The organism is Alteromonas sp. MTD1 (assembly GCF_042848195.1).
Taxonomy (GTDB): Bacteria; Pseudomonadota; Gammaproteobacteria; order Enterobacterales; family Alteromonadaceae; genus Alteromonas.
This window is the reverse complement of the sequence record NZ_BTGG01000001.1, coordinates 571,751-598,078: the sequence shown is the minus strand read 5'-3', so window position 1 is coordinate 598,078 and position 26,328 is coordinate 571,751. Positions and strand designations below refer to the sequence as shown.

The following is a 26,328-nucleotide window of genomic DNA, read 5'->3' as shown; positions in this document are numbered from 1 at the left end:
TTCGCTCACTTACAGGACAACCCTAACCAGTTCTAGTTTTGCTAGCTCTGTGTAAATCGTTTCCATGTGCTCTTTACTGGTAACTCGCACACTAACCGATACCGAATGATACGTGCCTTTACTGCTTGGTTTAACTGCAGGAGAGTAGTCGCCTGGTGCGTGCTGCTGCAAACACGATACTACCTGTTGAGGCAGGTCTTCATGTGCCACACCCATCACTTTAAAAGTTTGGTTTGTTGGGAAGTCTAATAGTTCGTCGAAACGGGTATCCATGCGATATCCTTGGTACTGTCAATCTCATATAAAAAACGGCCAGATTGTAACAAATCTGGCCGCTTCACAACTAGCATTTACGCTAAAAAAACATAGCTAACACGCTTGGCGTGTAAACCTATTTACCCATGAAATAGAATAAAAGGCTTATGTTTATTCATCATCAAAACCTAGTTGAAGCATAATGTAGTCTTTCATTCGGTTGAAAAAGCTACCTTCTTTTACTTCTTGAAGGGTGACTAGCGGATAACTTGCCACGTCTTCACCATCTAATTGAAGGTAAAGCTTACCTACCACTTGGCCTTTTGCCAGCGGCGCTTCTAGCTTCTTATCAAGCTCGAAATTCGCTTCAAGATTAGCGGCTTGGCCGCGTGGGATAGTAATGGGGGTAGATTGGTTAATTCCAAGGTCTACCGTTTCTCTGTCACCCATGTAGATGCGGTGCGCTACAAAACTATGACCTGCTTGATAAGGGGTTAGTGTTTCGAAGAATCTAAACCCGTACTTAAGTAGCTTCTTGTTTTCTACCTTACGAGCACGCTCACTGTCTGTGCCCATTACAACCGAAATAAGGCGCATATCGCCTTGTTCTGCTGAGGTAATAAGGCTGTAGCCAGCATCTGACGTATGACCCGTTTTAATACCGTCTACGTTAAGGCTTTTGTCCCAAAGTAGGCTGTTGCGGTTATACTGCTTGATACCGTTAAAGGTGAACTCTTTCTCGCTGTAAATTTTGTACATTTCAGGCGTTTCAGCAATCAATGCTCTTGAAAGCACTGCCATGTCACGTGGTGTTGTATAGTGGTCTGGGTCGTGCAAGCCGTGTGCATTAACCCAGTTTGAGCCTACAAGGCCTAACGACTGAGAGTGTGCATTCATCATGCTAGCAAAGGCTGACTCTGACCCTGCTACGTGTTCGGCCATTGCAACACAAGCGTCGTTACCCGACTGCACCACAATACCGCGGAGGAGATCACGAACAGAAACCTGCGTACCTACTTCTATAAACATTTTTGACGAGTCAGGGAATTTTTTAGCCCACGCGTTTTCAGAAATGGTCACTTCGTCGTCTAGGCTGATGTTGCCTGCTTGAAGCTCTTTACCGATAACGTAAATCGTCATTATTTTTGTAAGGCTTGCCGGAGCCAACTGCATGTCGGCGTTTTTCGAAGCAATAACGTGACCTGTTTCAAAATCGGTAAGTAAGAAACCTTCAGCTGCAACAGTGGGGGCCGGCGGTGTAACAACCGCTGCGTGAGCAATGTTTAGCAAAGCGCCGATCAGAAGGAAGGCGAATGAAAGTAATGACGGTTTAGCGCGTTGAATTGTTCTATGCATGGTTCTAATATCTTTGACCGTTTTATCCGTTTATGTGTGTAGCAATAAGATAAAGACAATACGTGAAACTATAATTATCACGATATCTAAGCTACCCAAATTAGCGTTTTAGTAGTTCAGCCTTCAACGATGTTGAATGACGATGGGGTGATCCTATCGAAAGGCTGAGTATAAGACTAGGTTTTATCAAAAAAGTTTAGGCGTGAGTAGGTATTAGACGAAGAAACTCTGATATTGCCTGTTAAATGACACAATTGCGCCATGTTGTTGATTGAATTGTGTTCAGCCTGCGGCGTTTCAGCTAATGCGTTTGACCTAATATGGTTGCGATAGAGCGTAGGCATTTGGGTAACCGTTTTGTCGAAGTTGTTGTAACACTTCCTCGACTATAGCTTCATCGTAGATGGGACCAAGCTGCAATTTGTAGATACTTTCTGCCTGAGGAAGATGGGCAGGAATTTGATAAAGTGCCGACAGCACATTTGATATCGATTTCGCTTTTTTGGCGTCGGACAAGGCAGCTACCTGTATAAACATAGCTTGTTCACCTTGCGCTTGCATTGCATTTTCTGCGCCTGATTCTGAATAGGTCTCACCGTCTATCAGCATGCCTTCGTTAGTATTGCTGGCAACGGCGGGCGTGGCGTCGATACCTAAATACTCGTCATAAGATACGGTAGGCCTATTCCCTATAGTCACGTTGTTGTGTTCGTCAAAATGGATAACTTCAAGCTTAACTTTTGTCGTGCCTTTACTGTGATAGCCTAACTTTACCGCAGCGGCATAAGATAAATCGATAATGCGGTTATCGTGAAAAGGGCCTCTATCGTTCACGCGTACAATAGCTTGTTTATTGTTTTCTAGATTCGTCACACGAACATATGAGGGCAGGGGAAGCGTCTTGTGAGCTGCGCTCATGGCAAACATGTTGTAAGTTTCACCGTTCGACGTTAAGTGCCCGTGGAATTTCTGACCATACCAGCTGGCGTATCCCGTTTGTTCATAGCCCTTGCCCGACGTCATTGGCGTATAGTGTTTACCAAGCACCTTATAAGGGCGACTGTTGAACATGCGGTAGGCTTCATACTTAGGCACTGCATCAAGCGTTTCTGGCTCTTTAGCTATATGGCGTGGAGCCGAGTCGTGCTTTTGTGCGTATCGACCTGAAGGTGTAGATTCACAGCCCACAATCAACGCAACACAAATAAGCATAAAAAACGTTTTGGTAAATCTAAGTGCGTGGTTCTCACTATGCTTAAACAACATGTTTTCTACCGTGACATCAATCGTTTTTGAGTAGCAATTGACATTAGAATGCCAAAGCCAGCCATTAAAGTCACCATAGACGTGCCGCCATAGCTCACTAACGGAAGAGGAACACCAACAACCGGCAAAAGACCCGATACCATGCCCATATTTACAAACACATAAACAAAAAATGTAAGCGTTATACTGCCGCCTAGTAATTTAGAGTAGGCGTCTTGGGCTCGGCTTGAAATAATTAGGCCTCGCGCAATGATGAAAAGATAAATTGCCAGCAATACCATTACACCAGTAAGGCCAAACTCTTCACTGAACACAGAGAAAATAAAATCGGTATGACGTTCGGGCAAAAATTCTAATTGAGACTGAGTGCCTTGCAGCCAACCTTTGCCGTCCACGCCACCTGAACCGATAGCTATTTTAGATTGAATAATATGGTAGCCGGAGCCCAAAGGGTCGCTCTCAGGGTTCAAAAAAGTTAACACGCGCTGTTTTTGATAGTCTTTCATTAGGAAAAACCACATGACAGGCGTAAATGCACTTATAAGCGCACCCACTATAGAGATTAAGCGCCAGCTCATTCCGGCAAGAAATATGGCAAATATTCCCGAACTGGCGATCAGAAGTGACGTTCCCAAGTCGGGCTGCTTGGCAATTAAAATGGTAGGCACAACAACCAGCCCAAACCCTATTACTATATGTGTAGTGCGCGGTGGCATAGTGAATTTACTGATATACCAAGCCACCATCATAGGTACTGCAAGTTTCATAAGTTCAGATGGTTGAAAGCGAATAAAGCCAAGATCTAACCAACGCTGTGCGCCTTTGCCCATATCGCCAAACAACAGCACCGCTATCAGCATTAATAGCCCTAACGCAAATGCATAGGTGGACAAGCGTCGATAAAAACCTGGTGGAAGTTGAGCAAGCGCAAACATGACGATAAAGCTTAAACTTAAGCGCACAAACTGACGTTCCATTTGTCCAGCATCCTGACCCGATGCAGAGTACAGTGTGAAAAGACCCACACCGCTTAATACTAGAAGGCCAACGAGAAGCCAGCCATCAATATGTATGCGCTGCAGAAAGCTCACTTTGTTTGGATTTATTGTTGTTCTTTTCATTAATGGCCGCTACTTACGCTTTCTTGGTGTTGATGCGAATAATTTGGCTGGTTTTTAGAGTCAGCGTCTTTATTACTCTGTGTGGAAGCAACATCGAAAACGCGATCTCTAAAATAAAAGTCCATGATTTGACGAGCCACTGGTGCGGCATTCTTACTACCGCCACCTACGTTTTCAAGCACTACCGTAACGGAAATTTCAGGGTCATTAAACGGTGCAAAACCTACATACATGGCGTTATCGCGCAGTCGTTCATCTATTTTAGTCGCATCGTATTTTTCGTTTTGACCCACGGTGAACAACTGTGCGGTTCCTGTTTTACCTGCAGAGTCGTAGTTTGTGTCGGCAAATGCTGTACGAGCACCACCTTCTTCACCGCTAACCACGTCGTGCATGGCATTTAAAATCACATCTAAGTTTTCTTGGTTTTTTATTTCAATTGGACGAAGTGATTTTAATGGTATTAAGTCCACAGTGCTGTCGGGGTTTTTATAGCCGCGAATAATCTGTGGTATGTAGCGCTCACCTCGATTGATAAGCGCATTGACTGAATGAGTAAGCTGTACTGGGGTTGTGGTCCAGTAGCTTTGACCAATACCTACTGGAATAGTATCGCCCACATACCATGGTTGATTAAAACGGGCGCGTTTCCAGCCTCTACTTGGCATATTCGCGTCCGACTCTTCATACAAATCGATACCGGTAAAATCGCCAAAACCAAACTCGTACATCGCTTCGCTAATTTTATCGATACCAAGTTTGTACGCTAAGTCGTAATAAAACGTATCGCACGATACTTCAATGGCCTTAGACACGTTGACATTACCATGGCCCCAACTGCGCCAGTCACGCCACGTGTGTGATACGTTGGGCAATTGATAACGACCGTTATCAACGATGGTGTAGTCTTTGGTAATTATACCTTCTTCAAGACCTAATAAACCTAGGTGCGGCTTTACGGTTGATGCTGGCGGGTATTGGCCCTGAGTGGCTCTATTGATAAGGGGTCTATCTGGTGAATTTAAAAGCGCCGAGTAGTTTTTGCTGCTAATGCCATGAACAAATAGGTTAGGGTCGTAGCTGGGGTTTGAATAAAGCGCTAGCACACCACCGGTTTTAACATCCGTGACAACAATAGCACCGCGAATACCCTCTATAATGCGCTGGGCTTCCAACTGAAGCTCTAAATCAAGATTTAGCACAATGTCTTTGCCTGGTGTAGGCGGATCTACATTAAGTACGCGAATAATGCGCCCTTGGTTATTTACCTCAACCTGCTGATAACCAACCTCGCCGTGAAGTAATTCTTCATGATATTTCTCAATACCCAGTTTACCAATGTCGTGAGTGGCTGCGTAATTGTCTTCTTGGCCGGCTTCAACGAGTTTTTGCAAATCTCGTTTGTTAATGCGAGCTACGTAGCCCAGTGCATGAGTGAGGGTATCTTTGTAGGGGTAGTAACGGGCAAGACGAGCTTCAATTTGAACACCGGGAAATTTATGTTTACTGGCGGAAAATAGCGCCACTTCTTCTTCGCTTAATTGGGTTCGCAGTGCAACGGGTTTGAATCGCCGAGTGCCTTTTAATGTAGACTGAAATCGCTCAAGTTCATCATTAGTAATTCCCATTAGCGAGGTTAGTTCGCTAAGGGTTTTATCTATGTCTTTTACTTGCTCGGGAATGACTTCCAAGCTGAAAACAGGTCGATTCTCTGCCAAAAGAATACCGTTTCTATCGTAAATGAGGCCGCGATTGGGCGCTACTGGAAGTACTTTTATCCGGTTACCGTTTGAGCGGGTTTGATAGTCTTCGTATTGCGTAACTTGAAGTGAGTAAAGATTGTTCAACACAATGCCCAGCATGGCAACAACAATAACGAAAGCGATGGTAGCTCTGCGGGCGAAAAGGTTTGCCTCGGCGGAGTGGTCTCGTATTGCTTGACGCTTGCGGTGCATTGATTTCCTTTGCATGAGTACTGTAAGTCTATTCTCGATGATAGGGATGGTTTTGAGTGACAGACCAAGCCCGATACAAACTTTCCGTTAAAATAATACGCACTAGAGGGTGCGGCAACGTTAGCGCCGACAGCGACCATTTTTGTTCAGACGCTGCGATGCACTCAGGAGCAAGGCCTTCAGGACCGCCAATAAGCAAGCTTACATCGCGTCCATCCATTTTCCAGTTGTCTAGCTGTTTAGCAAGGGTAGGGGTGTCCCAAGGTTTACCGGTAACCTCTAAGGTTACAACGCGATTTCCCTTGGGAATAGCAGCAAGCATTTGCTCGCCTTCTTTTTCTAAGATGCGCTTGATATCGGCGTTTTTCCCACGCTTTCCTGCAGGTATTTCAGTGAAGCTTACTGGCATATCACTAGGGAATCGACGAATAAACTCATCAACTCCAGTATTTACCCAGCTGGGCATTTTTGTACCCACGGCCACTATTTGAATCCGCACACTGCCTTCCTTTTACTTCTTTCGGCATTTACTGCCTATACACTTTATCAAACGCGTGCTTGCCTTAAGACCAAAGCTTTTCTAGCTGATAGAAGTCACGGGTTTCATCTTGCATAACGTGCAAAATAATATCGCCAAAGTCTACAAGTACCCATTCACCCGTTTCTTTACCTTCAACGCTGCTTGGTGCATGCCCAGCATTTTTAGCTTCAACCATCACGTTTTCAGCAATAGAAGACACATGACGCTTTGAATTACCTGAGCAGATAATCATGGTGTCGGTAATAGTAGACTTGCCGCGTACGTCTAGTTCAATAACGTCACGGGCTTTCATATCGTCAATTTTATCAATAACGAATTGTTTGAGTTGTGTACTCTCCAAGAGTTTCCTCACTTACTTAACTTTTATATAACTGATTTGCTTCAATATATTCAATAACACCCGAAGGAAGCCATTGATCTAATATGTCTGCACTGCTTTCATCACCGTTTTTATCAATGTTACTGCGCTTGCACAGCATGTCGCGTAATGCTGTAGAGGACACATTAAACAGTGGGGTGTCGACAAGCAGAACGCAACCATTGGGTTTAGTGTAAAGCTCATCTTTGTTAGTGATAGCGTTTTTTCCAAGCCAGCGCGTTATTGCGGGGCCTGGTGAGAAGGTTTCACTATCTCTTCTCATCACAATTAAGTGACAATAAGAAAGTAACGCCTCCCATTCGTACCATTGGTCTAGATTATACAGCGAATCGGCACCAATGAAAAAACAGATTGTATCGCTTGAAGCCTGTTTTAATGCTCGCAGTGTTTTTACTGTGTAAGACGGCGAAGGCAGCGATAACTCAATAAGCTGTGGTGACAACCTCTCGTTGCCTTGGCAGCTGAGTTCAATCATGTTCACACGATGCACTTCCGACACATCAATCTGTTTATGTGGCGGCAGCTTCGAAGGCATTAACTGAACGTTGTCTATACCTAACGTATCGGCAGCACTTAAGGCCGCATTGATATGACCTTGATGAGGAGGATTAAAGGTACCGCCGAGAATGGCGGTAATTGATGGATGTTGGGCGTTAGACACGTTTACGCGTCCAACAGAGGAACTGCACGAAGATCTAGCCCCATAAACATCATACAAAGGTGACACAGCTCAATATAGGGGCGGGAAATGACGTTTTGTTTAAAAGCATGGTCGGCTTTTGTTAATGCCTGTTGTATATCTTCTAGCTGTTCAATGCTTAAGCGGTTGAGTGCGTTTTGATAGTAGCTTTGTCTGTTTCGCCAAATACCAAACTTTTGCCACTGAATAGGCTCACGGTTTTGTAGTGCCGTTTTAAGCTTCCACAATTGTTCCCACTCACGAATAAGCGCCCAGATAACAATATTTGGCTCTAATCCCTCACTTTCTAATCGATAGAGCATTTTTACGCAGCGCGTGTTTTCGCCGTTAAGCATAACGTCTACCAACTGGAATACGTTATAGCGAGATTGATCTACCATTGCTTGCTCAATCTGTGCTTCCGACACAGATTGCTGCGGGTAAAGCAGTGCAAGCTTGTCTATTTCCTGCTTAGCAGCAAGCATATTGCCTTCGCAAAAATCGCTTATCATTTTAGCACCGGCAGGTGAAACAGAAAGCTGATGAGACTGAAGCTGTGTGTTAATCCATGCGTTTAATTGCTTACCTTCAAGCGGATAGCAAAGTACGGAAACGCCAATTTCATCAAGCACTTTAAACCATTTGCCACGCTGTACATCTTTACCAATTTTGGGGCCGTGTACTAATAACAAAATATCGGGGTTCAAGTTTGCCGCCACTTCTTGCAGCATTTTACTGCCCTCAGTACCAGGCTTGCCCGTTGGTAGCTCCAATTCGATAAACTGCTGTGATGAAAACAGCGACATGCTTTGTGTTGCTTCGATTAGCTGATTCCACGAGAAACCAGATTCCGCTACCAATACCGTGCGCTCGACAAAACCGCTTGTTTTCGCTTTTGAGCGGATCTGTTCAATAACATCAAACTTTTGCTGTGGCTCATCACCAAATATCAAATAACAAGGGCGTAGTGCCTTGTTAATATCTTGCGAAAATTGATTTGGATAAATTTGCATGAATAAGCGCTAATGGATATTGGTTTGTGGATGAACGTTTAAAAGTACGTGCTAATAACAAAAGCCTAGGGCAAATCAACAGCAGCTACGGCTTGGCTAGATAAACGACGCACAATAATATCTGCAGCTTCGTTTCGCATCTCGTCAAGCATTAACTCAAGCTCACGTGATTTTGCAAGTACTTGATCAGGATCGTCCTGGTAGTCTCTTACCACTTCAAACTGTGCCATTTGCGCTTCTTTGCCAGGAAACTGTACGCGATAGCGAACCACATAGATAAGCTCATACTCAGCGACTTGGCCTGATGGGTATACAGAAAGAAGCTGCCTTTCCAACTGTTCTGGTAACAGGTAAATGTTAACGTTTTTAGCATTAGGGCTAGTATCGGTAGGTACTGCACTAAGTCCATACACGTCAAGATGGGTTTTTAGCGCACGCGCCAACGGCGCGTGTGCTCGCGCACTTTCAATGGCCACAGTGTTAATGTTGTCTGGCAGGCTTGGACCACTTCGCAAGTGGAAGCCACAGCCAGTAAGCACGATGGCACAAAGTAAAACTGCAGCACGTTGAAAGTACGTTTTCATCTCACAAATACCTAGTTGGCAACTATATTGACAAGCTTACCTGGAACCACGATAACCTTGCGGATAGTTTTCCCATCAATAAACTGCTGTACGTTAGGTTGCTCCTTCGCTGCTTCTTCAATTGCATCTTTCGTTGCATCAGCCGCAATGGTCATTTTTGCGCGCACTTTACCGTTAACTTGAACAATGATGAGCTTTTCATCTTCTACCAGCGCTGCTTTATCGGCTTGCGGCCATGGCGCTACGTCAATATCTTCGTTATGACCAAGCACTTTCCACAGTTCATGCGCTATGTGCGGCGTTATTGGGTTCAGTAACAACAGTACAGATTCAACGGCTTCGCGCATAATGGCAATATCTTGCTCGTTGTCTTGTGGCGCTTTTTGAAGGTGATTAAGAAGCTCCATAATCGCGGCCACAGCAGTATTAAACGTTTGGCGGCGGCCAAGGTCGTCAGATACCTTTTCAATGGTTTTATGTACTTCTCTACGTAGGGCTTGCTGGTCTTTCGTTAACGCTTTCGCATCAACAGCAACCGCTGCACCTTTTTCAACGTGCTCAGTGACTAGTTTCCAAATTCGGCGAAGGAAACGGTTAGCACCTTCAACACCTGAATCTACCCACTCTAGCGTTTGTTCCGGTGGTGCTGCAAACATAGTGAATAAGCGAACGGTATCAGCACCGTATTGGTCAATCACTTCTTGAGGGTCTATGCCGTTGTTCTTCGACTTTGACATCTTAGTCATGCCGCCGTGAATAACTTCTTCACCATCGGCAGTTAGCCATGCTTTAACAATGCGCCCTTTGTCGTCTTTTTCTGTGCTTACTTCAGTTGGCGAGAACCATGTTTTCTTGCCTGCAGCATCTTCACGGTAGTAAGAATCTGCCAATACCATGCCTTGACACAATAGGCGTTTGAACGGCTCATCAGAGTCAACCAGGCCTTCGTCGCGAAGTAATTTATGGAAAAAGCGAGAGTATAATAAGTGCAAAATGGCGTGCTCAATACCACCGATATACTGATCTACAGGCAGCCAGTAGTTTGCCGCCGTTGGGTCTAACATTGCGTCGGTGTTGGTTGCACAAGCGTAACGTGCGTAATACCAAGATGATTCCATAAAGGTATCGAAGGTATCGGTTTCGCGCAGCGCCGGTTCACCGTTATAAGTGGTTTTTGCCCACTCTGGGTCTGCTTTAATAGGCGAAGTAACACCGTCCATTTCAACATCTTCAGGTAGTACAACCGGAAGTTGATCTGCAGGCACAGGTACCGACTCACCATTTTCCAAGTTAAGCATTGGAATAGGCGCGCCCCAGTAACGCTGGCGGCTTACACCCCAATCGCGTAGGCGATAGTTTACTTTTCGTTTACCACAGCCTTTTGCTTCTAATTCATCGGCAATGCCATTAAACGCTGCGTCAAAGTCTGCACCGTCAAATTTGTCGGAGTTTATTAACGTCCCTTTTTCAGTGTAAGCAGACGTGCTTAAATCACAGTTTTCTTCGTCACCGGCTTTTGCAGCAATAACTTGCTGGATAGGTAAGTTATATTTGGTTGCAAACTCCCAATCACGCTGGTCGTGACCAGGTACTGCCATAACGGCACCTGAACCGTAATCCATCAATACGAAGTTAGCTACCCAAATAGGAAGCTTCTCACCTGTTAGCGGGTGTACAACTTCAAAACCTGTTGCACAACCTTTTTTCTCCATCGTAGCAAGTTCTGCTTCAGCTACTTTGGTGTTTTTGCATTCTTCGATAAATGCTGCAAGCTCTGGGTTTGATTTCGCAGCAAATTCAGCAAGCGGGTGTTGTGCTGCTACCGCAACGTAAGTTACGCCGTAAAACGTGTCTGGACGAGTGGTATAAACCGTTAAATCTGAAATGTCGTTTACAGCAGACGCCATTTCGAAGGTAATCTCTACACCCTCTGAACGGCCAATCCAGTTTGCTTGCATGGCGCGAACCTGATCAGGCCACTCTTCTAGTTGCTCGAGATCGCCTAACAATTCTTCTGCGTAATCAGTAATTTTAATAAACCACTGAGGAATTTCTTTTTGTTCAACTAGTGCACCTGAACGCCAGCCTCGACCATCGATAACTTGCTCATTGGCGAGTACGGTTTGGTCTACTGGGTCCCAGTTTACGGTAGAGTTCTTCTTATAAACCAAGCCTTTTTCATACAAGCGAGTGAAGAACCACTGTTCCCAGCGATAGTAATCAGATTTACAGGTAGCAACTTCGCGGCTCCAGTCGTAACCGAATCCTAATGAGCGAAGCTGCGACTTCATGTAATCGATATTGGAGTACGTCCACTTAGCAGGTGCCGTGTTGTTGTTAATTGCCGCATTCTCAGCAGGAAGACCGAAGGCGTCCCAGCCCATTGGCTGCATTACGTTTTTACCCTGCATGCGCTGGTAGCGGCTGATTACATCGCCAATAGTGTAGTTACGTACGTGACCCATATGGAGTCGACCGCTAGGATAAGGGAACATAGACAGACAATAGAACTTCTCTTTGTCTTCATTGTCGTTTGCCTTGAAAGATTGATTATCTTCCCAGTATTGTTGAACACGTTGTTCTATATCTTTAGGGTTGTACTGATTATCGGCCATGAAACGTAGGCTTCCGCATTAAAAGTTGATCATTTATAGGTCGTTTTGACGTGTTTAAACGCCATTTAGCCCAATAGAATACCCCAGCGCTAAGCTATGCCTCAATAGCTTAGGCGAGACTTGTGCTATTTTTATTGCCGCTTGCTGGAAAAGTGACCACTTTGCACATGTCTGCGGTCACTATTTTACGCGCAACACATGCGACACTAATTTTCGTTGCTAAAAGCGGTGAGGGCTTTTAATTGCTGCGCCTGAACTTTATCAACTACTTTCACTAAGTTTGTTGCGTCTTCACTACTGCTTAATACACCGTTGAATTGAATTGCACCTGAAGCGTGGTAGGTTAGTGTTACCTTTGTTCCTGAGTCAGTTTCTGTAAATAACCAGGTAAGGGCGCCATAAATACCCATTTCTTGAAGGGGGCCAAGACCGCCAGTCATCACTACTTTCTTATTAGGCTCGATATACGCAATCTGCATATGTGCTGCACTTTTTGCATTGTGAGTTTCGCAAAAACAGCCACCCGCTAATTCATCGATACTTAGCGTACCTTTCCACCAGGTGTGATCTTTAGGCCACCACATGTCAACGTGTTGTACAAAGTGCGAGTATACGGCTTCCACGGGCGCACTGCTTGTACTGCTATTGGTAATTGAAAATCCATTGGTGTTTGCATAATTAACGTCGGCTAATGCACTGCTATGAAAGAACGCAGTCGCTATCAACCCTATAAATGCTGCACTAACTTTACTCTTAAATGACAGCTTACGATTTTGTTCTACTTGTGAAGTTTTCATTCTACATTCTCGTTTGTGCTTCTATTTTTGTCGCGATTGATTATGTGCGTATGGTGATAGTAGCAAAGAGTGTACAAGTCACACAGAGTCTTTTTAACGCTGTTTTAATTCACGTTGTGATGTTTTCTTGTTCAGTTGACAGTAAAACCATGTTTTATTCAGGATAAGCGTTTGACACGTCTTCGAATAAGGGTTTCACTTACTTCAAAGTAATAACGATAGATAAGCATGTCTGTAGACACCACTTTGTACGCGCTTGATGTAGACGCGTTAACACCGACCATAAATCGCAGAGCAATAAATAGTGCGCTGAAAGACAATGAAGCGCTAAACGCCACATTTATTGGTCAAGAGCGCGCCCGCGAAGCGCTCACTTTTGGACTTGGCTTGAATACAAAAGGTTACAACCTTTATGTGATGGGTGAGCCAGCCACAGGTCGATTCACGCTTGTAAAAGACTATATTGAACGTCATGTATCGCATTCAACCGCTCCAGATGATTGGTGCTATATCAATAATTTTGACGAAGAGCGAGAGCCAGTAGTGTTACGTTTTCCGCCAGGCGGTGGTAAGACTTTCCAAAAAGATATGGCAAATTTGATAGATGATGTGCTTGATTCACTACCAATTGCTTTCGATAACCCAGGCTATCAGCGTAGAAGGGCATCTATTACTCGCGAATTTGAACAAAAATACGATGCAGCCATTGATGCAGTTGAGCGCTATGCACAAGCCAATGACGTTGCCTTATACGAAGAAGGCGGGTCTATAACATTTTCGCCCATTATCAACGGTAAACCGGTAAGTGATACTGAGTTTGCATCGTTTAGCGAGAGCGACCGTGAGCGCTTCTATACTATCATTGATGAACTTGAGAACCGCTTAAGCGAGAACTTACTCAGCTTGCCCGCATGGAAGCGCGAGAACTCAGAACGTTTGCGCGAATTAGATACAACCACCGCTGAGCAAGGTATTAAGCCACTTATTAAAGTGCTAGAGCATAAATACGCTGCAGCGCTAGGGGTGATGAAATACCTTAAGCAGGTAAAAAATGCATTAGTCTCGGCAATCTCAGTTATTCATAGCGAAGAGCAGAAAGACGAAAAAAGCGATGATTTCGACAAGAAAGTTTTTCTTGAAGAACAATTTCTACCTAATGTGCTGGTGTCGAACAAAATAGATGATGCTGCACCAGTTATTTATGAGCCCAATCCAACCTATCAAAACCTGTTTGGCAAAATTGAATATACAAACATTCACGGTAGCGTTTTCACAAATTACAGAATGATTCAGCCAGGTGCGCTGCACCGGGCAAATGGCGGCTATTTATTGTTAGATGTCGACCAACTTATTGAGCAACCTTATGTATGGGACTCATTAAAGCTTGCCATCAAATCTACGCGTTTGCGTATGGATTTGCCGCAACAAGATGTGGGCATGGTAAATAACATTACCTTAAATCCACAGCCCGTTGACCTAAACGTCAAGATTGTTTTGCTTGGGTCGAGAGACTTGTATTACACCTTGCAAGACTACGACGATGAATTCGATGAGCTCTTTCGCGTATTAGTTGATTTCGATTTAGAAATCCCCGTTACTAAACAAGCGCTTTTTGATTTTGTAGGGAAGGTGCGAGCGCATGTGTATTCACTTGGGCTTGAAAGTATTACCACCAATGCCATGTGCCGTTTAGTTGAATACTCGCTTCGTATGGCTGAACACAAAGAAAAGCTGTCGGCGCATTTTGCAGAAGTGATTGAGTTGGTAAACGAAGCGCATTATTTTAGTAAGAAATCGAATGCGAGCGCCAATACAAATGTCCTTGAACTCGATCATCTTAAAGCGGCATTGAGTGCCAAAAAACGTCGTACAGGAAGAGTAAGTCAAGCGCTGCTAAACGACATAAAAGAAGGGCATGTACTTATTGCCACAGAGGGTAAAGCTGTGGGTACGGTAAACGGCTTAACGGTTCTAGATATTGGTGATACAGCATTTGGAACGCCTGCGCGTATTACCTCAACCGTGTTTGCTGGCGCCAGCGGTGTAGTAGATATTGAACGCGAGGTTGAGCTTGGTCAGCCAATTCATTCTAAAGGCGTTATGCTACTAAATGGTTATCTTGGGAATAAGTACGCTCAACATTTCCCGCTAACGTTATCGGCAAACATTGCCTTAGAGCAGTCTTATGGACATATCGATGGGGATAGCGCGTCTTTAGGGGAGTTAGTAGCTCTTATTTCTGCCCTCACTGAAATTCCATGTCTTCAAACCTTGGCCATTACAGGTTCAATCAACCAATACGGTGAAGTGCAGGCTGTGGGAGGTGTTAATGAAAAAATTGAAGGGTTCTTCGATTTATGTCAGCACCGCGGTTTAACGGGAACACAGGGCGTTATCATTCCTAAATCAAACGCCATTAATTTAGTGTTAGATGCCACCGTGGTAGATGCAGTTAAAAAAGGGCTTTTCCACATTTATACCGTTGAGACTGTAGATGACGCTTTGACCATTTTAATGGAGCAAGAAGCCGGAAAAATTAGCTCTAAAGGTCGCTATCCAAAAAATTCCATCAACTACCATGCAGTAAATCGCTTGTACAACATTGCGCTTATTGTAAATGGCGGTGATGGTGAATAGGTCATTCATTCTGTGACAAAAAAGGGAGCATCTGCTCCCTTTTTTTGAAATTAATAAGCCAGCTTATTTTGGTGGCATACGTAGGCCGCCATCTAGGCGCACTGTCTCGCCGTTTAGGTAGCTGTTATTAGCCATATGGATTACTAGCTTGCCGAATTCAGCTGGTAGGCCTAAACGCTTAGGAAACTGTACGTTAGCAGAAAGCGCATCTTGCACTTTTTCTGGCATTGCAAGCAACATAGGTGTGCCCATCACGCCAGGTGCAATGGTGTTTACTCGAATACCTAGTGGTGCTAAATCGCGGGCCATAGGTAAAGTAAGACCAATAATTCCGCCTTTACTCGCTGCGTACGCTGTTTGGCCTATTTGACCTTCATAGCCCGCGACTGATGCAGTATTAATAATAAGACCGCGTTCACCTTCTTCGTTAAGAGGCGATTGTTTTGCCATTTGCGCAGCAACCAGTCGAGCAACGTTAAAGCTGCCAACTAAGTTGATATCGATAGTAGTTTGGAAATCTCCAAGCGGGGCTGGGTTGGCTTCTCTGTCTAATAAACGCTTTGCCGGTGCAATACCCGCGCAGTTTACTAGTAAAGCAATGTTGCCGAATTTAGCCGCTGTAGCTTCAATAGCCGCTTGTACTTGCGCTTCATCGCGTACATCAACTTTGTTGAAAAGCGTATTGTCGTTACCGAGTTCTTCAACGCGTTGCGCGCCCATCTCTTCATTAAGGTCGAAAAGGCTTACATTAGCACCTGCTTCTCGAAGCGCAATGGCAGTAGCATGCCCAAGACCAGAGCAGCCGCCGGTTACAATGGCGGTGAGATTATTTAACGTCATGATATTCCCGTGTATTCACTATTATTAACGTGATGTTAACGGGAAGTAAGAAGAAAAACTATGGTGCCGACGGGCATCGGCACCTTCAATTGCATTATTTTGGCAACTGAATTTTACAGTCTTCGCTTTGACGGTAAATAATTAGCGTATGACCAATTACCTGAAGCTTTACAGACGATGTCTCGCGAACGATAGCGTCCATAATTAGCGCTTTCTCTTCACGGTCGTCGGTGGGAACCTTAACTTTAATTAATTCGTGATGGTTAAGCGCGCTATCAATTTCAGCTACCACGCCCTCAGTAAGACCGTTTGCACCTAGCTGTACAACAGGCTTAAGCGGGTGAGCAAGGCCTTTAAGAAATTGTTTCTGTTTATTTGAAAGTTTCATGAAGTAATAATTCTTACAATTAATCTGTTAGTTTATGCTTGAAATAACGTATTCTAACGCCATCTTCTCTACAATCCTAATGACATTGTGCTGGAATGACAAAAAAGAAACACTCTGCCAGTAGTAAACGCTGGCTACAAGAACACGTAAATGACCACTATGTGCAAAAAGCACAAAAGGAAGGTTGGCGATCTCGTGCCATTTACAAACTGGAAGAAATTCAGAAAAAAGATAAGCTTATAAAGCCGGGGATGACGCTTGTCGACCTAGGTGCTGCCCCCGGCGGTTGGTCTCAATTTGTTGCGCAGCAAGTAGGCGATAACGGTCAAGTCATCGCGTGCGATATCTTGCCAATGGATCCCATCGTAGGTGTTGACTTCTTACAAGGCGACTTCAGAGAAGACGAAGTGTTAGAGGCCTTATTGAACAGAATTGGCGGCAAGAACGTAGATATAGTGTTGTCGGATATGGCACCTAACATGGCGGGCAATTCGGCGGTTGATCAATCTCGTTCAATGTACCTGTGTGAGCTGGCGCTTGATATGTGTCATCAGGTACTAAAGCCAGGCGGGTCATTCGTTATTAAAGTGTTCCAAGGGGAGGGGTTTGTTGAGTTTATGAACGCACTTAAACAATCTTTCACCACAATAAAAACGCGCAAGCCAGACTCGTCGAGATCGCGGTCTCGTGAGGTGTATTTGGTGGCTTGTGGGTATAAAGTGTAGTACGCTTTGAGATAAGCGTTATTCGTTGCGAGTTGTACTGGTTGTTCGACAAGCAAGTTGTTGAATATCGAAGCAATTCCGATTTATAGAGGTTAGTAGCATTGAGCGATATGGCAAAAAATTTAATTTTATGGTTAGTCATCGCGGTTGTGTTAATGTCGGTGTTCCAGAGCTTTTCACCTAGTGAATCAGCTCGCTCACAAACAGACTACACGACATTCTTAAGAGAAGCAGAACAGGGAAATATTCGTGAAGTTCGCATCAATAATAGTGGCGAGATTCGCGGTACAAAGCGTTCAGGCGAGACATTCCAAACTTTCGTTCCTTACTTCGACGACAAGTTAGTTTCTGACTTAGTTAAAAACGACGTAAGGGTTTATGGCGAACCACCTGAAGAGCAGTCTCTTCTAACGTCTATATTCATCTCTTGGTTCCCAATGCTGTTGCTTATTGGTGTGTGGATTTTCTTCATGCGTCAAATGCAAGGTGGTGGCGGCCGTGGCGCAATGTCGTTCGGTAAAAGCAAAGCGCGTTTGCTTGGCGAGGACCAAATTAAAACAACATTTGCCGATGTCGCTGGCTGTGACGAAGCGAAAGAAGACGTTTCAGAGCTGGTAGATTTTCTGCGTGACCCATCTAAATTCCAAAAGCTTGGCGGTAAAATTCCAAAAGGCGTATTAATGGTAGGTCCTCCAGGTACAGGTAAAACGCTACTGGCTAAAGCTATCGCTGGTGAAGCAAAAGTACCGTTCTTTACTATTTCTGGTTCTGACTTTGTGGAAATGTTCGTAGGTGTTGGTGCTTCTCGTGTTCGCGATATGTTCGAACAAGCGAAGAAAGCAGCGCCTTGTATTATCTTTATCGACGAGATAGACGCAGTTGGCCGTCAACGTGGAGCTGGTTTAGGTGGTGGTCACGACGAGCGTGAACAAACACTTAACCAAATGCTTGTTGAAATGGATGGCTTTGAAGGCCACGAAGGTATTATCGTTATTGCGGCAACCAACCGTCCTGACGTACTTGACCCTGCGTTGCTTCGCCCAGGTCGTTTCGACCGACAAGTTGTTGTTGGTCTTCCAGACATTCGTGGTCGTGAACAAATTCTTAAAGTTCACATTCGCAAAGTGCCAGTTGCTGATAACGTAGAGCCATCTGTGATTGCTCGTGGTACGCCTGGCTTTTCTGGTGCCGACTTGGCAAACCTTGTTAACGAAGCAGCGCTATTTGCAGCGCGCGGTAACAAGCGTCTAGTATCGATGGAAGAGTTCGAGAAAGCGAAAGACAAAATCATGATGGGCTCTGAGCGTAAGTCTATGGTTATGTCTGAGCCAGAAAAGGAAATGACGGCATACCACGAAGCGGGTCACGCTATAGTGGGTCGTTTAGTACCAGAGCACGATCCGGTTTACAAAGTGTCTATCATTCCTCGCGGTAGAGCATTGGGTGTAACCATGTATCTTCCAGAGCAAGATCGTGTGAGTCACTCTAAGCAGCACCTAGAAAGTATGATTTCTAGCTTGTTCGGTGGCCGTATTGCAGAAGCTATCATTTACGGTGATGACAAAGTGACAACTGGTGCGTCTAATGACATTGAGCGTGCAACCGAGATTGCTCGTAAGATGGTTACGCAGTGGGGCTTATCTAGCAAGATGGGGCCAATGTTGTATGCTGAAGACGAAGGTGAAGTTTTCTTAGGCAAGTCTATGTCTAAAGCAACTAACATGTCTGATGATACGGCGCGCGCAATTGACGCGGAAATTAAGTCACTTATCGATCGCAACTACGAACGTGCTCAGAAGATCCTTGAAGATAACATCGATATCCTTCACACAATGAAAGACGCACTAATGAAGTACGAAACCATTGATGCGAAACAAATTGATGATTTAATGAATCGTACTGATGTTCGTCCTCCTGCGGATTGGGACGACAGCCAGCGCTCAGACGGTGACAAGCCTAGCGGTGGTTCGCCGGTTCGTGAAGGCGAAATCAAAAACGATGGCGTTGATAAGCCATCGGTTGGTAAGCCGGGCGACATTCCAAGTTAATCCTGCTTACACTTAATAAAAAACGCCAGTTCTGCTGGCGTTTTTTATTAGCACTCTAAAAAATTCAAAAGAAGTAGCGAGAAGAACATGCAGTTTGGAAAGCATTTTATTTCACTCAGCGAGCCTCAGGTAATGGGCATTTTAAATGTTACCCCCGACTCATTCTCAGACGGAGGCAAGCATTCTACGGTTCAGCAGGCAGTAGACCATGCGCTAAAAATGATAGAGCAGGGCGCTACATTTATTGATATTGGCGGAGAATCAACACGTCCGGGCGCACCAGATGTAAGTCTACAAGAAGAGCTCGATCGCACCATTCCAGTTATTGAAGCTCTTGCTGATAAGAGCGAATGCGTTATTTCCATAGACACGAGCAAAGCAGAAGTTATGACAGCCGCTGTTAATGCTGGTGCAGGCTTAATTAATGATGTTCGAGCGCTAACTGGCGAAGGCGCACTAAAGGCAGCAGCGCAAACTGATGTACCTGTGTGTTTAATGCATATGCAGGGACAACCGCGTACTATGCAACAAAATCCAACGTATGATGATGTAGTGAAAGATGTTAGCGCGTTTCTTGAACATCGTGTACAGGCTTGCATGGATGCGGGTATAGATGAATCTAGAATATTGCTTGACCCTGGTTACGGCTTTGGGAAAACGTTGGAGCATAACTACGCGTTGGTTAAATATTTACCGAATATTATGGATTTGGGTTATCCAGTGCTAGTCGGTATGTCTCGTAAGTCTATGATTGGTAACTTACTCAATAGAAACGTGGATGAACGCTTGGCTGGAAGCATATCCCTCGCTACAATTGTAGCCCAAATGGGCGCACAAATAATTCGCGTACACGATGTGCAAGAAACTGCGGATGCGGTAAACATCGTAAAAATGCTGAACACAATCAAATAAGGAATAAAAATGACTCAGCGTAAGTATTTTGGTACTGATGGTATTCGAGGTAAGGTTGGTGAAAGCAACATCAATCCAGAATTTGTAACCAAGCTTGGTTGGGCAGCAGGTAAAGTGCTTGCAGGACGCGGCACAAACAAGGTTTTAATTGGTAAAGATACACGTATTTCTGGCTATATGCTCGAGTCTGCGTTGGAAGCCGGCTTGTCAGCAGCCGGTATTAATATTGGCCTTCTAGGACCAATGCCAACGCCAGCGATTGCGTATTTAACCAAAACATTTCGTTCTGAGGCTGGCATTGTTATTAGTGCCTCTCATAATCCGTTTTATGACAACGGTATCAAGTTCTTCTCTGCACAAGGCTTCAAATTAGATGACGATATCGAACTTGCCATTGAAGAAATGCTTGAACGTCCTATGACGTGCGTAGCGTCTGATAAGCTGGGTAAAGCCAATCGTATTGATGACGCAGCAGGTCGCTATATTGAATTCTGTAAAGGCACGTTCCCTTCTGATTTATCTCTTACAGGGCTTAAAATTGTGGTTGATTGTGCCCATGGCGCAACTTATCACATTGCACCAAATGTATTGCGTGAATTAGGTGCAACGGTTATTGAGCTTGGAACTGCGCCAAATGGTTTAAATATCAACGACAGCGTTGGTGCAACCTCTATGGATGCGATTGTAGCAAAAGTGAAAGAGGCAGGTGCTGATCTTGGCTTTGCTCTTGACGGTGATGGCGATCGCATCATGATGGTAGATCATTTAGGTAACATTTTAGACGGTGACCAAATTGTCTACATCATTGCCCGCGATGCGCTAAAGAACGGCAACTTACAAGGTGGTGTAGTTGGCACGCTAATGAGCAATCTTGGTCTTGAAAATGCACTAAGCAAGCTGGGCGTTCCATTTGCAAGAAGTAACGTGGGTGACAGATATGTCATGGAACTGTTACAGCAAAAAGGTTGGTCTATTGGTGGTGAAAACTCTGGTCACGTATTGAATTTAAACATGAGTTCTACTGGTGATGGTATTGTGGCTGGTTTGCAGGTAGTGGCTGCAATGCTTCGTTCTCACATGGACTTACACGACCTTGCCAGCGGTTTTGAGATGTATCCGCAAACCTTAATTAACGTGCGTTACGCAAACAAAGACGTTGATTATCTTGCTCATGCCGATGTTCAGGCCTCGAAGGAAGAAGCTGAAGCGGCATTAGGTAAAACGGGAAGGGTATTGTTGCGTAAAAGCGGCACTGAACCTCTTATTAGAGTGATGGTTGAGTCTAACGACGAACAGCAGTCTGAGAAGTGGGCAGAGCATATCGCGCAAACTGTTCGTAATCTCGCCAATTAGTTGGCGTAGCTGCGATTTTCGCTATTTGTGCTTGTAACTTAGTGATTAAATAGTTAATATCACGCCCGCTTAAAAGACAGGGCTAAGGTCTGCGTTGTGAGTAAAAATGTAAGAAAGCCATTCGTGGCTGGCAATTGGAAAATGAACGGAAGCATGTCACTTGTGGCAGACTTCAATGAAAAGCTTGCTTCAGTAAGTGCTCAGGCTGACATAGTAATATGTTCTCCTGCTACGCTTCTTCACGGCTTCAATAATTCAACCTTTTCAATTGGTGCTCAAAACGTTAGCCACTTAGACAATGGCGCTCATACAGGCGAACTTTCGGTTGAAATGCTGAAAGAAGCCGGATGTGAGTATGCAATTGTAGGGCACTCTGAGCGTCGTGAAGACCAAGGTGAATCCAACACACTCGTTGCTCAAAAAGCGAAAAAGTGTGTTAGTGAAGGTATCACACCAATCATCTGTGTGGGTGAATCACTAGACGTTCGCGAGGCTGGGAATGTAGAGTCATTCGTTGCTGCACAGCTAGACGCAGTTGTTGAAGCCCTTTCTGTTGAAGAACTCAGTAAAACAGTCGTTGCATACGAGCCTATCTGGGCTATAGGCACAGGTAAAACTGCAAGCCCGCAACAAGCACAAGAAGTTCACGAATTTATTCGCGGCTACTTTGAGAAAGTAGACGCCGACTTAGCACAAGGTCTTCGTATATTATACGGTGGCAGTGTTAAGCCTGATAACGCCGAAACGCTGTTTGCTCAGAAAGACGTAGACGGTGGCTTAATTGGCGGAGCTAGTTTAAAAGCAGAAGATTTTATTTCAATTTGCCAAGCGGCAGACTGACGAGGTATTTATGGTTTACGAAGTGCTATTGGTAGCATACTTAGTGGTTGCGCTTTTATTGATTGGATTTGTTTTAATTCAACAAGGTAAAGGCGCAGATATGGGCGCTTCATTTGGCTCTGGTGGTTCAAACACAGTGTTTGGTTCAACTGGGTCAGGAAATTTCATGACGCGTACAACTGGCATTCTAGCTGGCTTATTTTTCTTTATCAGCCTTACGCTTGGTGCAATGACTGCAAATCGTGAAAGCGCTGAAGACGAGTGGAATAATCTGGAAGTGCCTGCTGCGGTAGAAACGCCAGTAGAGGTTCCAGCAGACCAAGACGTGCCTGTAATTGAAGGTGCTGCAGGGTCAGATGTTCCTGCAGTTGAGTCTTCAGACGTACCAAAGGCTCAAGACGAGAATATTCCTGATTAAGGAATGCGTTTAATATTCGCGGAAGTGGTGGAATTGGTAGACACGCCATCTTGAGGGGGTGGTGAGCATAGCTCGTGCGGGTTCAAGTCCCGCTTTCCGCACCAAATTAAAAACCCGTTACTAATGTAACGGGTTTTTTCTTTTCTACTCAATGAGTTTTCATTCAAAACAACCTTTGTCTTACAGAATAAAATACGTTGTCTGATTAAATTCTGTCACTAGCCATTCTAGATAATATTTTTCCCTTAATTGCAATTTGTAACAAAGCGTTTAATTTTAGAAAATACAGGACGTTACTACTGTTCGATTTTCAAAGAATCAGCTATCCTGATTATTAACGAATGCTCTTTCCCTCTATCGAGCTACACCAAACAAGAGACACTGTAGTGCAAAAAACGCTTAGCCAAAGCTTATTTCAAACCCTTATTCTGGGTATTGTTATCGCATCGCTGCTTATAATAGGCGCCGTTTGGAAATCTGCGAATTCGTTTGTTGTTGAAAATATCGACCAAGATATAGCCTTGGCCGAGAAAGTATTCGATAAAGTGGTGGAAGATCGCCAAGAAGTTATAAAAAGTGTATCAAATGTTTTATCTCGCTCCTTTGACTTCAGACGAGCGGTAGGCACCCAAGACCTGCCTTCAATAGAAGCTGCGCTTACTAGTTACGCCAGTAGATTAAATACCGATATTATTGCGCTTGTGAACTTGGACCACACGGTAGTTGTGTCTCACTCCGATATTTTTGAAGCTGGACAGCAACTTCAAAGCAGTGTGGCGCTGGTAGCGAAGGGCAAAGACAGCGGCTTCTTTGTGGTAAACGACAAGCTGGTTCAACTCAATTTATACCGCGTTGAAATACCAACACTTCGTTACTATATGCTGATCGGAGTTGAGTTCGATAAAACACTGCTAAACGAACTAAAGACGTTAATTGACGCTGATATCATTGTTTCTCAACCTAAAACTAACAACATTATAATTACAACGTTAGACGCAGCGGTCGCAAGTTACCTTCTCGATAAAGAGGAAGACCCTTCATGGTTAGATGTTACGTTTGGCGACGAGCTTACTTACTTTAAACGCAATGCAAATATCTCTTCTGACATTCATTTACCCGTAGATATAACCTTAGCGGTTGACACAACCGTATCCTTTGATGCGTTTACCAGCATACAGATTACAATTCTAGCCTTTGCACTCATTGCAATGCTCATTGCACTGGGTTTGTCTATGCTACTGGCAAGAAACGTAAGTCAGCCTGTTTCAAATCTAGTCGCTGCGGTTAACAGAGTGGCATCTGGAAAATATGGTGCAACCCTAGACAAGCCGTCGAAGCTAAAAGAGATCACTGAATTAGCGAATGCTGTCGACAGCATGCAGGAGAGTATAAAAAGCCGTGAGAAGCACATACGCTATCAAGCTCAGCATGATGTGCTAACGGGTTTGTACAATCGCAATTACGTAGAAGACTATTTTTCTTCTCAAATGGCATCGAGCAATACTGTTCAAGTAATAGCGATTACAGTGTTGGGTTTTAGGACTATAAACGACCTGTATGGTTACCAAAATGGTGATAATACCTTAAAAGCGCTTGCACAACGCTTACAGCGATGGCCCGGCACATCTGCGCGCCTTGCAGGCGGTGAAATTCTCTACATTTCTCATGAGCCGCTACAAGAAGATCAGTTAAATACATTACGTCACATACTTGAACAACCCGTGGAAAGTAATTTAATAGCCATTCCGGTTAAAATTACGATGGCGGTGGTGAATTGTCCCATTGATGCGAGTAATTCCGAAGAGTTGTTTAGAAAAATAAACATAGTTACCGATGAGGCCATACACACTGGCGCATGGTGTGTGAACTACAGAACTGAGCTTGAGGATAGGTATAACAGGCGCCTTTCAATAACCACAGAATTAAAACGTGCTTTGGCAAGTCAGCAAGACGAACTCTCTATGGTTTACCAGCCAAAAGTAGATCTTAGAACAATGAAAGTAAGCAGTATGGAAGCGCTTATTCGTTGGAATAACTCTGAGCTTGGATTCGTACCTCCTGACGAGTTTATTACTATTGCTGAGCAAGCAGGGTTAATTGAGCAAGTGACAACATGGGTTATGCAACAAACCATTACCGATCTTGCGTACTTTAGAAATAAAGGTTTCAACTTTACGGTTGCAATGAACTTGTCTACTCAAGATATTCAAAACAAAGTATTGCTGAGCAATTTGGTTACGCTTTTAACTGAAAAAGGGTTGTCTCCTGAAGCGCTCGAATTAGAAATTACCGAGAGCGACTTGGTGGCAGACGCAAGTCTGGCTATTGAAAATTTAACCGAGCTTACTGCACGCGGTTTCCATTTTGCTATCGATGATTTCGGAACAGGCTATTCATCGTTAGCGTATTTGAAAAACTTACCTGTCAAAACCATAAAAATTGATAAAAGTTTCATACTGTCGTTAGCGTCAGATGAAAACGACCAGCAAATTGTGCATACGGTGTTAAGCCTAGCCAGTATCTTTAATTTGAAAGTTGTTGCTGAAGGGGTAGAGGACGAAACATCTCTTGATATCCTTAAAGGGTGGGGCTGCGATGTGGCGCAAGGCTACTATATAAGTAGGCCGCTTAAAGTGGCTGACTTAGAAACATGGCTGCGTAATTCGCCTTTTGGTGAATAGTAAAAAAGCTGAGCTCTTAGTAGTGAGTTCTTATTAACGTGTAATAAGACGTGTAATTAGGCGTGAAGTACTCGTTTTGAAACCTTGACTTTACTTAATAACGTTGGCACTGAATGTGCTTAGTTCTACATGGGTTAAATGAACGTGGTTTTAACAGCGTTGTTTAAATGTCTCTCGCCAATAAAAAATAACAAAATAAGGAAAAGATTATGGATATCATCCGCATATTACTATCAATTTTACTGCCGCCACTGGGTGTGTTTTTGCAAGTAGGGATTGGCGCACAGTTTTGGATAAACATTTTACTAACCATATTAGGTTACTTTCCAGGCGTAATTCACGCAGTGTACATCATTGCTAAGCGTTAATAAGCACTGTAAATGCAGTGACTTTTAGCGTTTAATCATAAAAAAGCCAGCTTAACGCTGGCATTTTTATGATTTGAAGAGAGGCTGCATTGGCACATTATGCCGTTGCAGTAGCTGTTGACATTTCCTGTCCCATCTCATTTACGTAATCATCAGCCAATGTGGTTTTTTGCTTATCATTAAGCACGCGACCTGCCACTTGGAAAAACTCGTGTTCTTCGTCTGCCAAATGATGCTCAACCTTATCTTGTAAGTTTTTAAGATGACGTAGCCAAGCAGGAGAACTCATCTCAGTGTCATCTAGTTTTGCCAATAGCTCATCAATTTCATGGTGCTCAGCAATGCCGTGGCGCGTTAAATCTATCGTTGCATCTTTTTCTAGAAGGTGAGCATAAAAGTGTCGCTCTTCAGCCAGTGCATGACCTTCTAACTGCAGTTTTAACTCTTGATAGTATTCGCGACGAGCAGCAGTATCGCCGCTTGTTTCAGCTAATATCTTTAAAAGTAGACGTTGTTTCTCATGGTCTTTACGTAGTGCTTCGAAAATATTCATAATA

The 26,328-nt window shown here is 44.1% G+C and carries 24 protein-coding genes and 1 tRNA gene; 10 read left to right on the top strand and 15 right to left on the bottom strand.

Features of this window, described 5'->3' with window-relative positions; translation table 11 throughout:
* Positions 1-9: 9 nt before the first annotated feature.
* From ybeD to ACGHAV_RS02500, 12 genes are all read right to left on the bottom strand, one after another.
* Positions 10-273, bottom strand: a complete 264-nt coding sequence (gene ybeD / locus ACGHAV_RS02555) for a DUF493 family protein YbeD (protein WP_334014340.1) — start codon at positions 271-273, stop codon at positions 10-12.
* A gap of 153 nt (positions 274-426) precedes the next feature.
* Positions 427-1,611: a D-alanyl-D-alanine carboxypeptidase family protein gene (locus ACGHAV_RS02550; RefSeq protein ID WP_334014339.1), complete on the bottom strand. Its 1,185-nt coding sequence runs from the start codon at positions 1,609-1,611 to the stop codon at positions 427-429.
* A gap of 315 nt (positions 1,612-1,926) precedes the next feature.
* A complete protein-coding gene (locus ACGHAV_RS02545; protein ID WP_390376059.1) occupies positions 1,927-2,823 on the bottom strand; it encodes a septal ring lytic transglycosylase RlpA family protein in 897 nt (298 codons plus the stop codon).
* Between the two features lie 59 nt (positions 2,824-2,882).
* The gene (gene rodA / locus ACGHAV_RS02540) at positions 2,883-3,998 is read right to left on the bottom strand and encodes a rod shape-determining protein RodA (protein WP_390375971.1); all 1,116 of its coding nucleotides are present in this window, start codon (positions 3,996-3,998) and stop codon (positions 2,883-2,885) included.
* Positions 3,998-5,953, bottom strand: coding sequence for a penicillin-binding protein 2 (gene mrdA / locus ACGHAV_RS02535; RefSeq protein WP_390375968.1), 1,956 nt, complete (start codon positions 5,951-5,953; stop codon positions 3,998-4,000). The genes rodA and mrdA overlap by 1 nt, the downstream gene beginning before the upstream one ends.
* A 28-nt stretch (positions 5,954-5,981) precedes the next feature.
* Entirely contained in the window at positions 5,982-6,452 is a 471-nt protein-coding gene (gene rlmH / locus ACGHAV_RS02530) for a 23S rRNA (pseudouridine(1915)-N(3))-methyltransferase RlmH (RefSeq protein WP_334014335.1), read from the bottom strand.
* A 64-nt stretch (positions 6,453-6,516) separates the two neighbouring features.
* Positions 6,517-6,834: a ribosome silencing factor gene (rsfS, locus tag ACGHAV_RS02525; protein ID WP_334014334.1), complete on the bottom strand. Its 318-nt coding sequence runs from the start codon at positions 6,832-6,834 to the stop codon at positions 6,517-6,519.
* 16 nt (positions 6,835-6,850) lie between these two features.
* A complete protein-coding gene (gene nadD, locus ACGHAV_RS02520; RefSeq protein ID WP_390375963.1) occupies positions 6,851-7,534 on the bottom strand; it encodes a nicotinate (nicotinamide) nucleotide adenylyltransferase in 684 nt (227 codons plus the stop codon).
* A 2-nt stretch (positions 7,535-7,536) separates the two neighbouring features.
* Positions 7,537-8,565: a DNA polymerase III subunit delta gene (gene holA, locus ACGHAV_RS02515; RefSeq protein ID WP_390375960.1), complete on the bottom strand. Its 1,029-nt coding sequence runs from the start codon at positions 8,563-8,565 to the stop codon at positions 7,537-7,539.
* 65 nt (positions 8,566-8,630) lie between these two features.
* Positions 8,631-9,149: an LPS assembly lipoprotein LptE gene (lptE, locus tag ACGHAV_RS02510; RefSeq protein WP_334014331.1), complete on the bottom strand. Its 519-nt coding sequence runs from the start codon at positions 9,147-9,149 to the stop codon at positions 8,631-8,633.
* An 11-nt stretch (positions 9,150-9,160) separates the two neighbouring features.
* Positions 9,161-11,764 carry a leucine--tRNA ligase gene (leuS, locus tag ACGHAV_RS02505; RefSeq protein ID WP_390375957.1) on the bottom strand — a complete coding sequence of 868 codons (2,604 nt, stop codon included), beginning with the start codon at positions 11,762-11,764 and terminating at the stop codon, positions 9,161-9,163.
* A gap of 206 nt (positions 11,765-11,970) precedes the next feature.
* On the bottom strand, positions 11,971-12,561 hold the full coding sequence (locus ACGHAV_RS02500) for an SRPBCC domain-containing protein (protein ID WP_390375954.1): 591 nt from the start codon (positions 12,559-12,561) through the stop codon (positions 11,971-11,973).
* Between the two features lie 228 nt (positions 12,562-12,789).
* Between ACGHAV_RS02500 and ACGHAV_RS02495 the strand changes: the two genes are divergently transcribed.
* Positions 12,790-15,198: a Lon protease family protein gene (locus tag ACGHAV_RS02495; RefSeq protein WP_390375951.1), complete on the top strand. Its 2,409-nt coding sequence runs from the start codon at positions 12,790-12,792 to the stop codon at positions 15,196-15,198.
* 63 nt (positions 15,199-15,261) lie between these two features.
* Here the strand turns inward: ACGHAV_RS02495 and ACGHAV_RS02490 are convergent, their stop codons facing one another.
* Together ACGHAV_RS02490 and yhbY are read right to left on the bottom strand one after the other, a co-directional pair.
* Entirely contained in the window at positions 15,262-16,038 is a 777-nt protein-coding gene (locus ACGHAV_RS02490) for an SDR family NAD(P)-dependent oxidoreductase (RefSeq protein WP_390375948.1), read from the bottom strand.
* 94 nt (positions 16,039-16,132) lie between these two features.
* On the bottom strand, positions 16,133-16,426 hold the full coding sequence (gene yhbY / locus ACGHAV_RS02485; RefSeq protein WP_334014326.1) for a ribosome assembly RNA-binding protein YhbY: 294 nt from the start codon (positions 16,424-16,426) through the stop codon (positions 16,133-16,135).
* 95 nt (positions 16,427-16,521) lie between these two features.
* Here yhbY and rlmE point away from each other — a divergent pair, with 95 nt between their 5' ends.
* The 9 genes from rlmE (at position 16,522) to ACGHAV_RS02440 (ending at position 25,771) form a co-directional block, all read left to right on the top strand.
* Entirely contained in the window at positions 16,522-17,151 is a 630-nt protein-coding gene (gene rlmE, locus ACGHAV_RS02480) for a 23S rRNA (uridine(2552)-2'-O)-methyltransferase RlmE (protein WP_334014325.1), read from the top strand.
* Between the two features lie 101 nt (positions 17,152-17,252).
* A complete protein-coding gene (gene ftsH, locus ACGHAV_RS02475; protein WP_390375944.1) occupies positions 17,253-19,199 on the top strand; it encodes an ATP-dependent zinc metalloprotease FtsH in 1,947 nt (648 codons plus the stop codon).
* Positions 19,200-19,286: 87 nt separating this feature from the next.
* Positions 19,287-20,111, top strand: coding sequence for a dihydropteroate synthase (gene folP, locus ACGHAV_RS02470; RefSeq protein ID WP_390375941.1), 825 nt, complete (start codon positions 19,287-19,289; stop codon positions 20,109-20,111).
* A 9-nt stretch (positions 20,112-20,120) separates the two neighbouring features.
* Positions 20,121-21,464, top strand: coding sequence for a phosphoglucosamine mutase (glmM, locus tag ACGHAV_RS02465; protein ID WP_390375938.1), 1,344 nt, complete (start codon positions 20,121-20,123; stop codon positions 21,462-21,464).
* Positions 21,465-21,560: 96 nt separating this feature from the next.
* Positions 21,561-22,304 carry a triose-phosphate isomerase gene (gene tpiA, locus ACGHAV_RS02460; protein WP_390375935.1) on the top strand — a complete coding sequence of 248 codons (744 nt, stop codon included), beginning with the start codon at positions 21,561-21,563 and terminating at the stop codon, positions 22,302-22,304.
* Between the two features lie 10 nt (positions 22,305-22,314).
* Positions 22,315-22,722: a preprotein translocase subunit SecG gene (secG, locus tag ACGHAV_RS02455; protein WP_390375932.1), complete on the top strand. Its 408-nt coding sequence runs from the start codon at positions 22,315-22,317 to the stop codon at positions 22,720-22,722.
* A gap of 18 nt (positions 22,723-22,740) precedes the next feature.
* Positions 22,741-22,826, top strand: a tRNA-Leu gene (locus ACGHAV_RS02450).
* A gap of 282 nt (positions 22,827-23,108) precedes the next feature.
* Positions 23,109-25,403: an EAL domain-containing protein gene (locus ACGHAV_RS02445; protein WP_390375929.1), complete on the top strand. Its 2,295-nt coding sequence runs from the start codon at positions 23,109-23,111 to the stop codon at positions 25,401-25,403.
* 209 nt (positions 25,404-25,612) lie between these two features.
* Positions 25,613-25,771 (top strand): YqaE/Pmp3 family membrane protein, encoded by a 159-nt coding sequence (locus tag ACGHAV_RS02440; RefSeq protein WP_334014318.1) that lies wholly within the window; start codon positions 25,613-25,615, stop codon positions 25,769-25,771.
* Between the two features lie 97 nt (positions 25,772-25,868).
* Here the strand turns inward: ACGHAV_RS02440 and ACGHAV_RS02435 are convergent, their stop codons facing one another.
* On the bottom strand, positions 25,869-26,324 hold the full coding sequence (locus ACGHAV_RS02435) for a hemerythrin domain-containing protein (protein ID WP_390375926.1): 456 nt from the start codon (positions 26,322-26,324) through the stop codon (positions 25,869-25,871).
* Between the last annotated feature and the right edge of the window lie 4 nt (positions 26,325-26,328).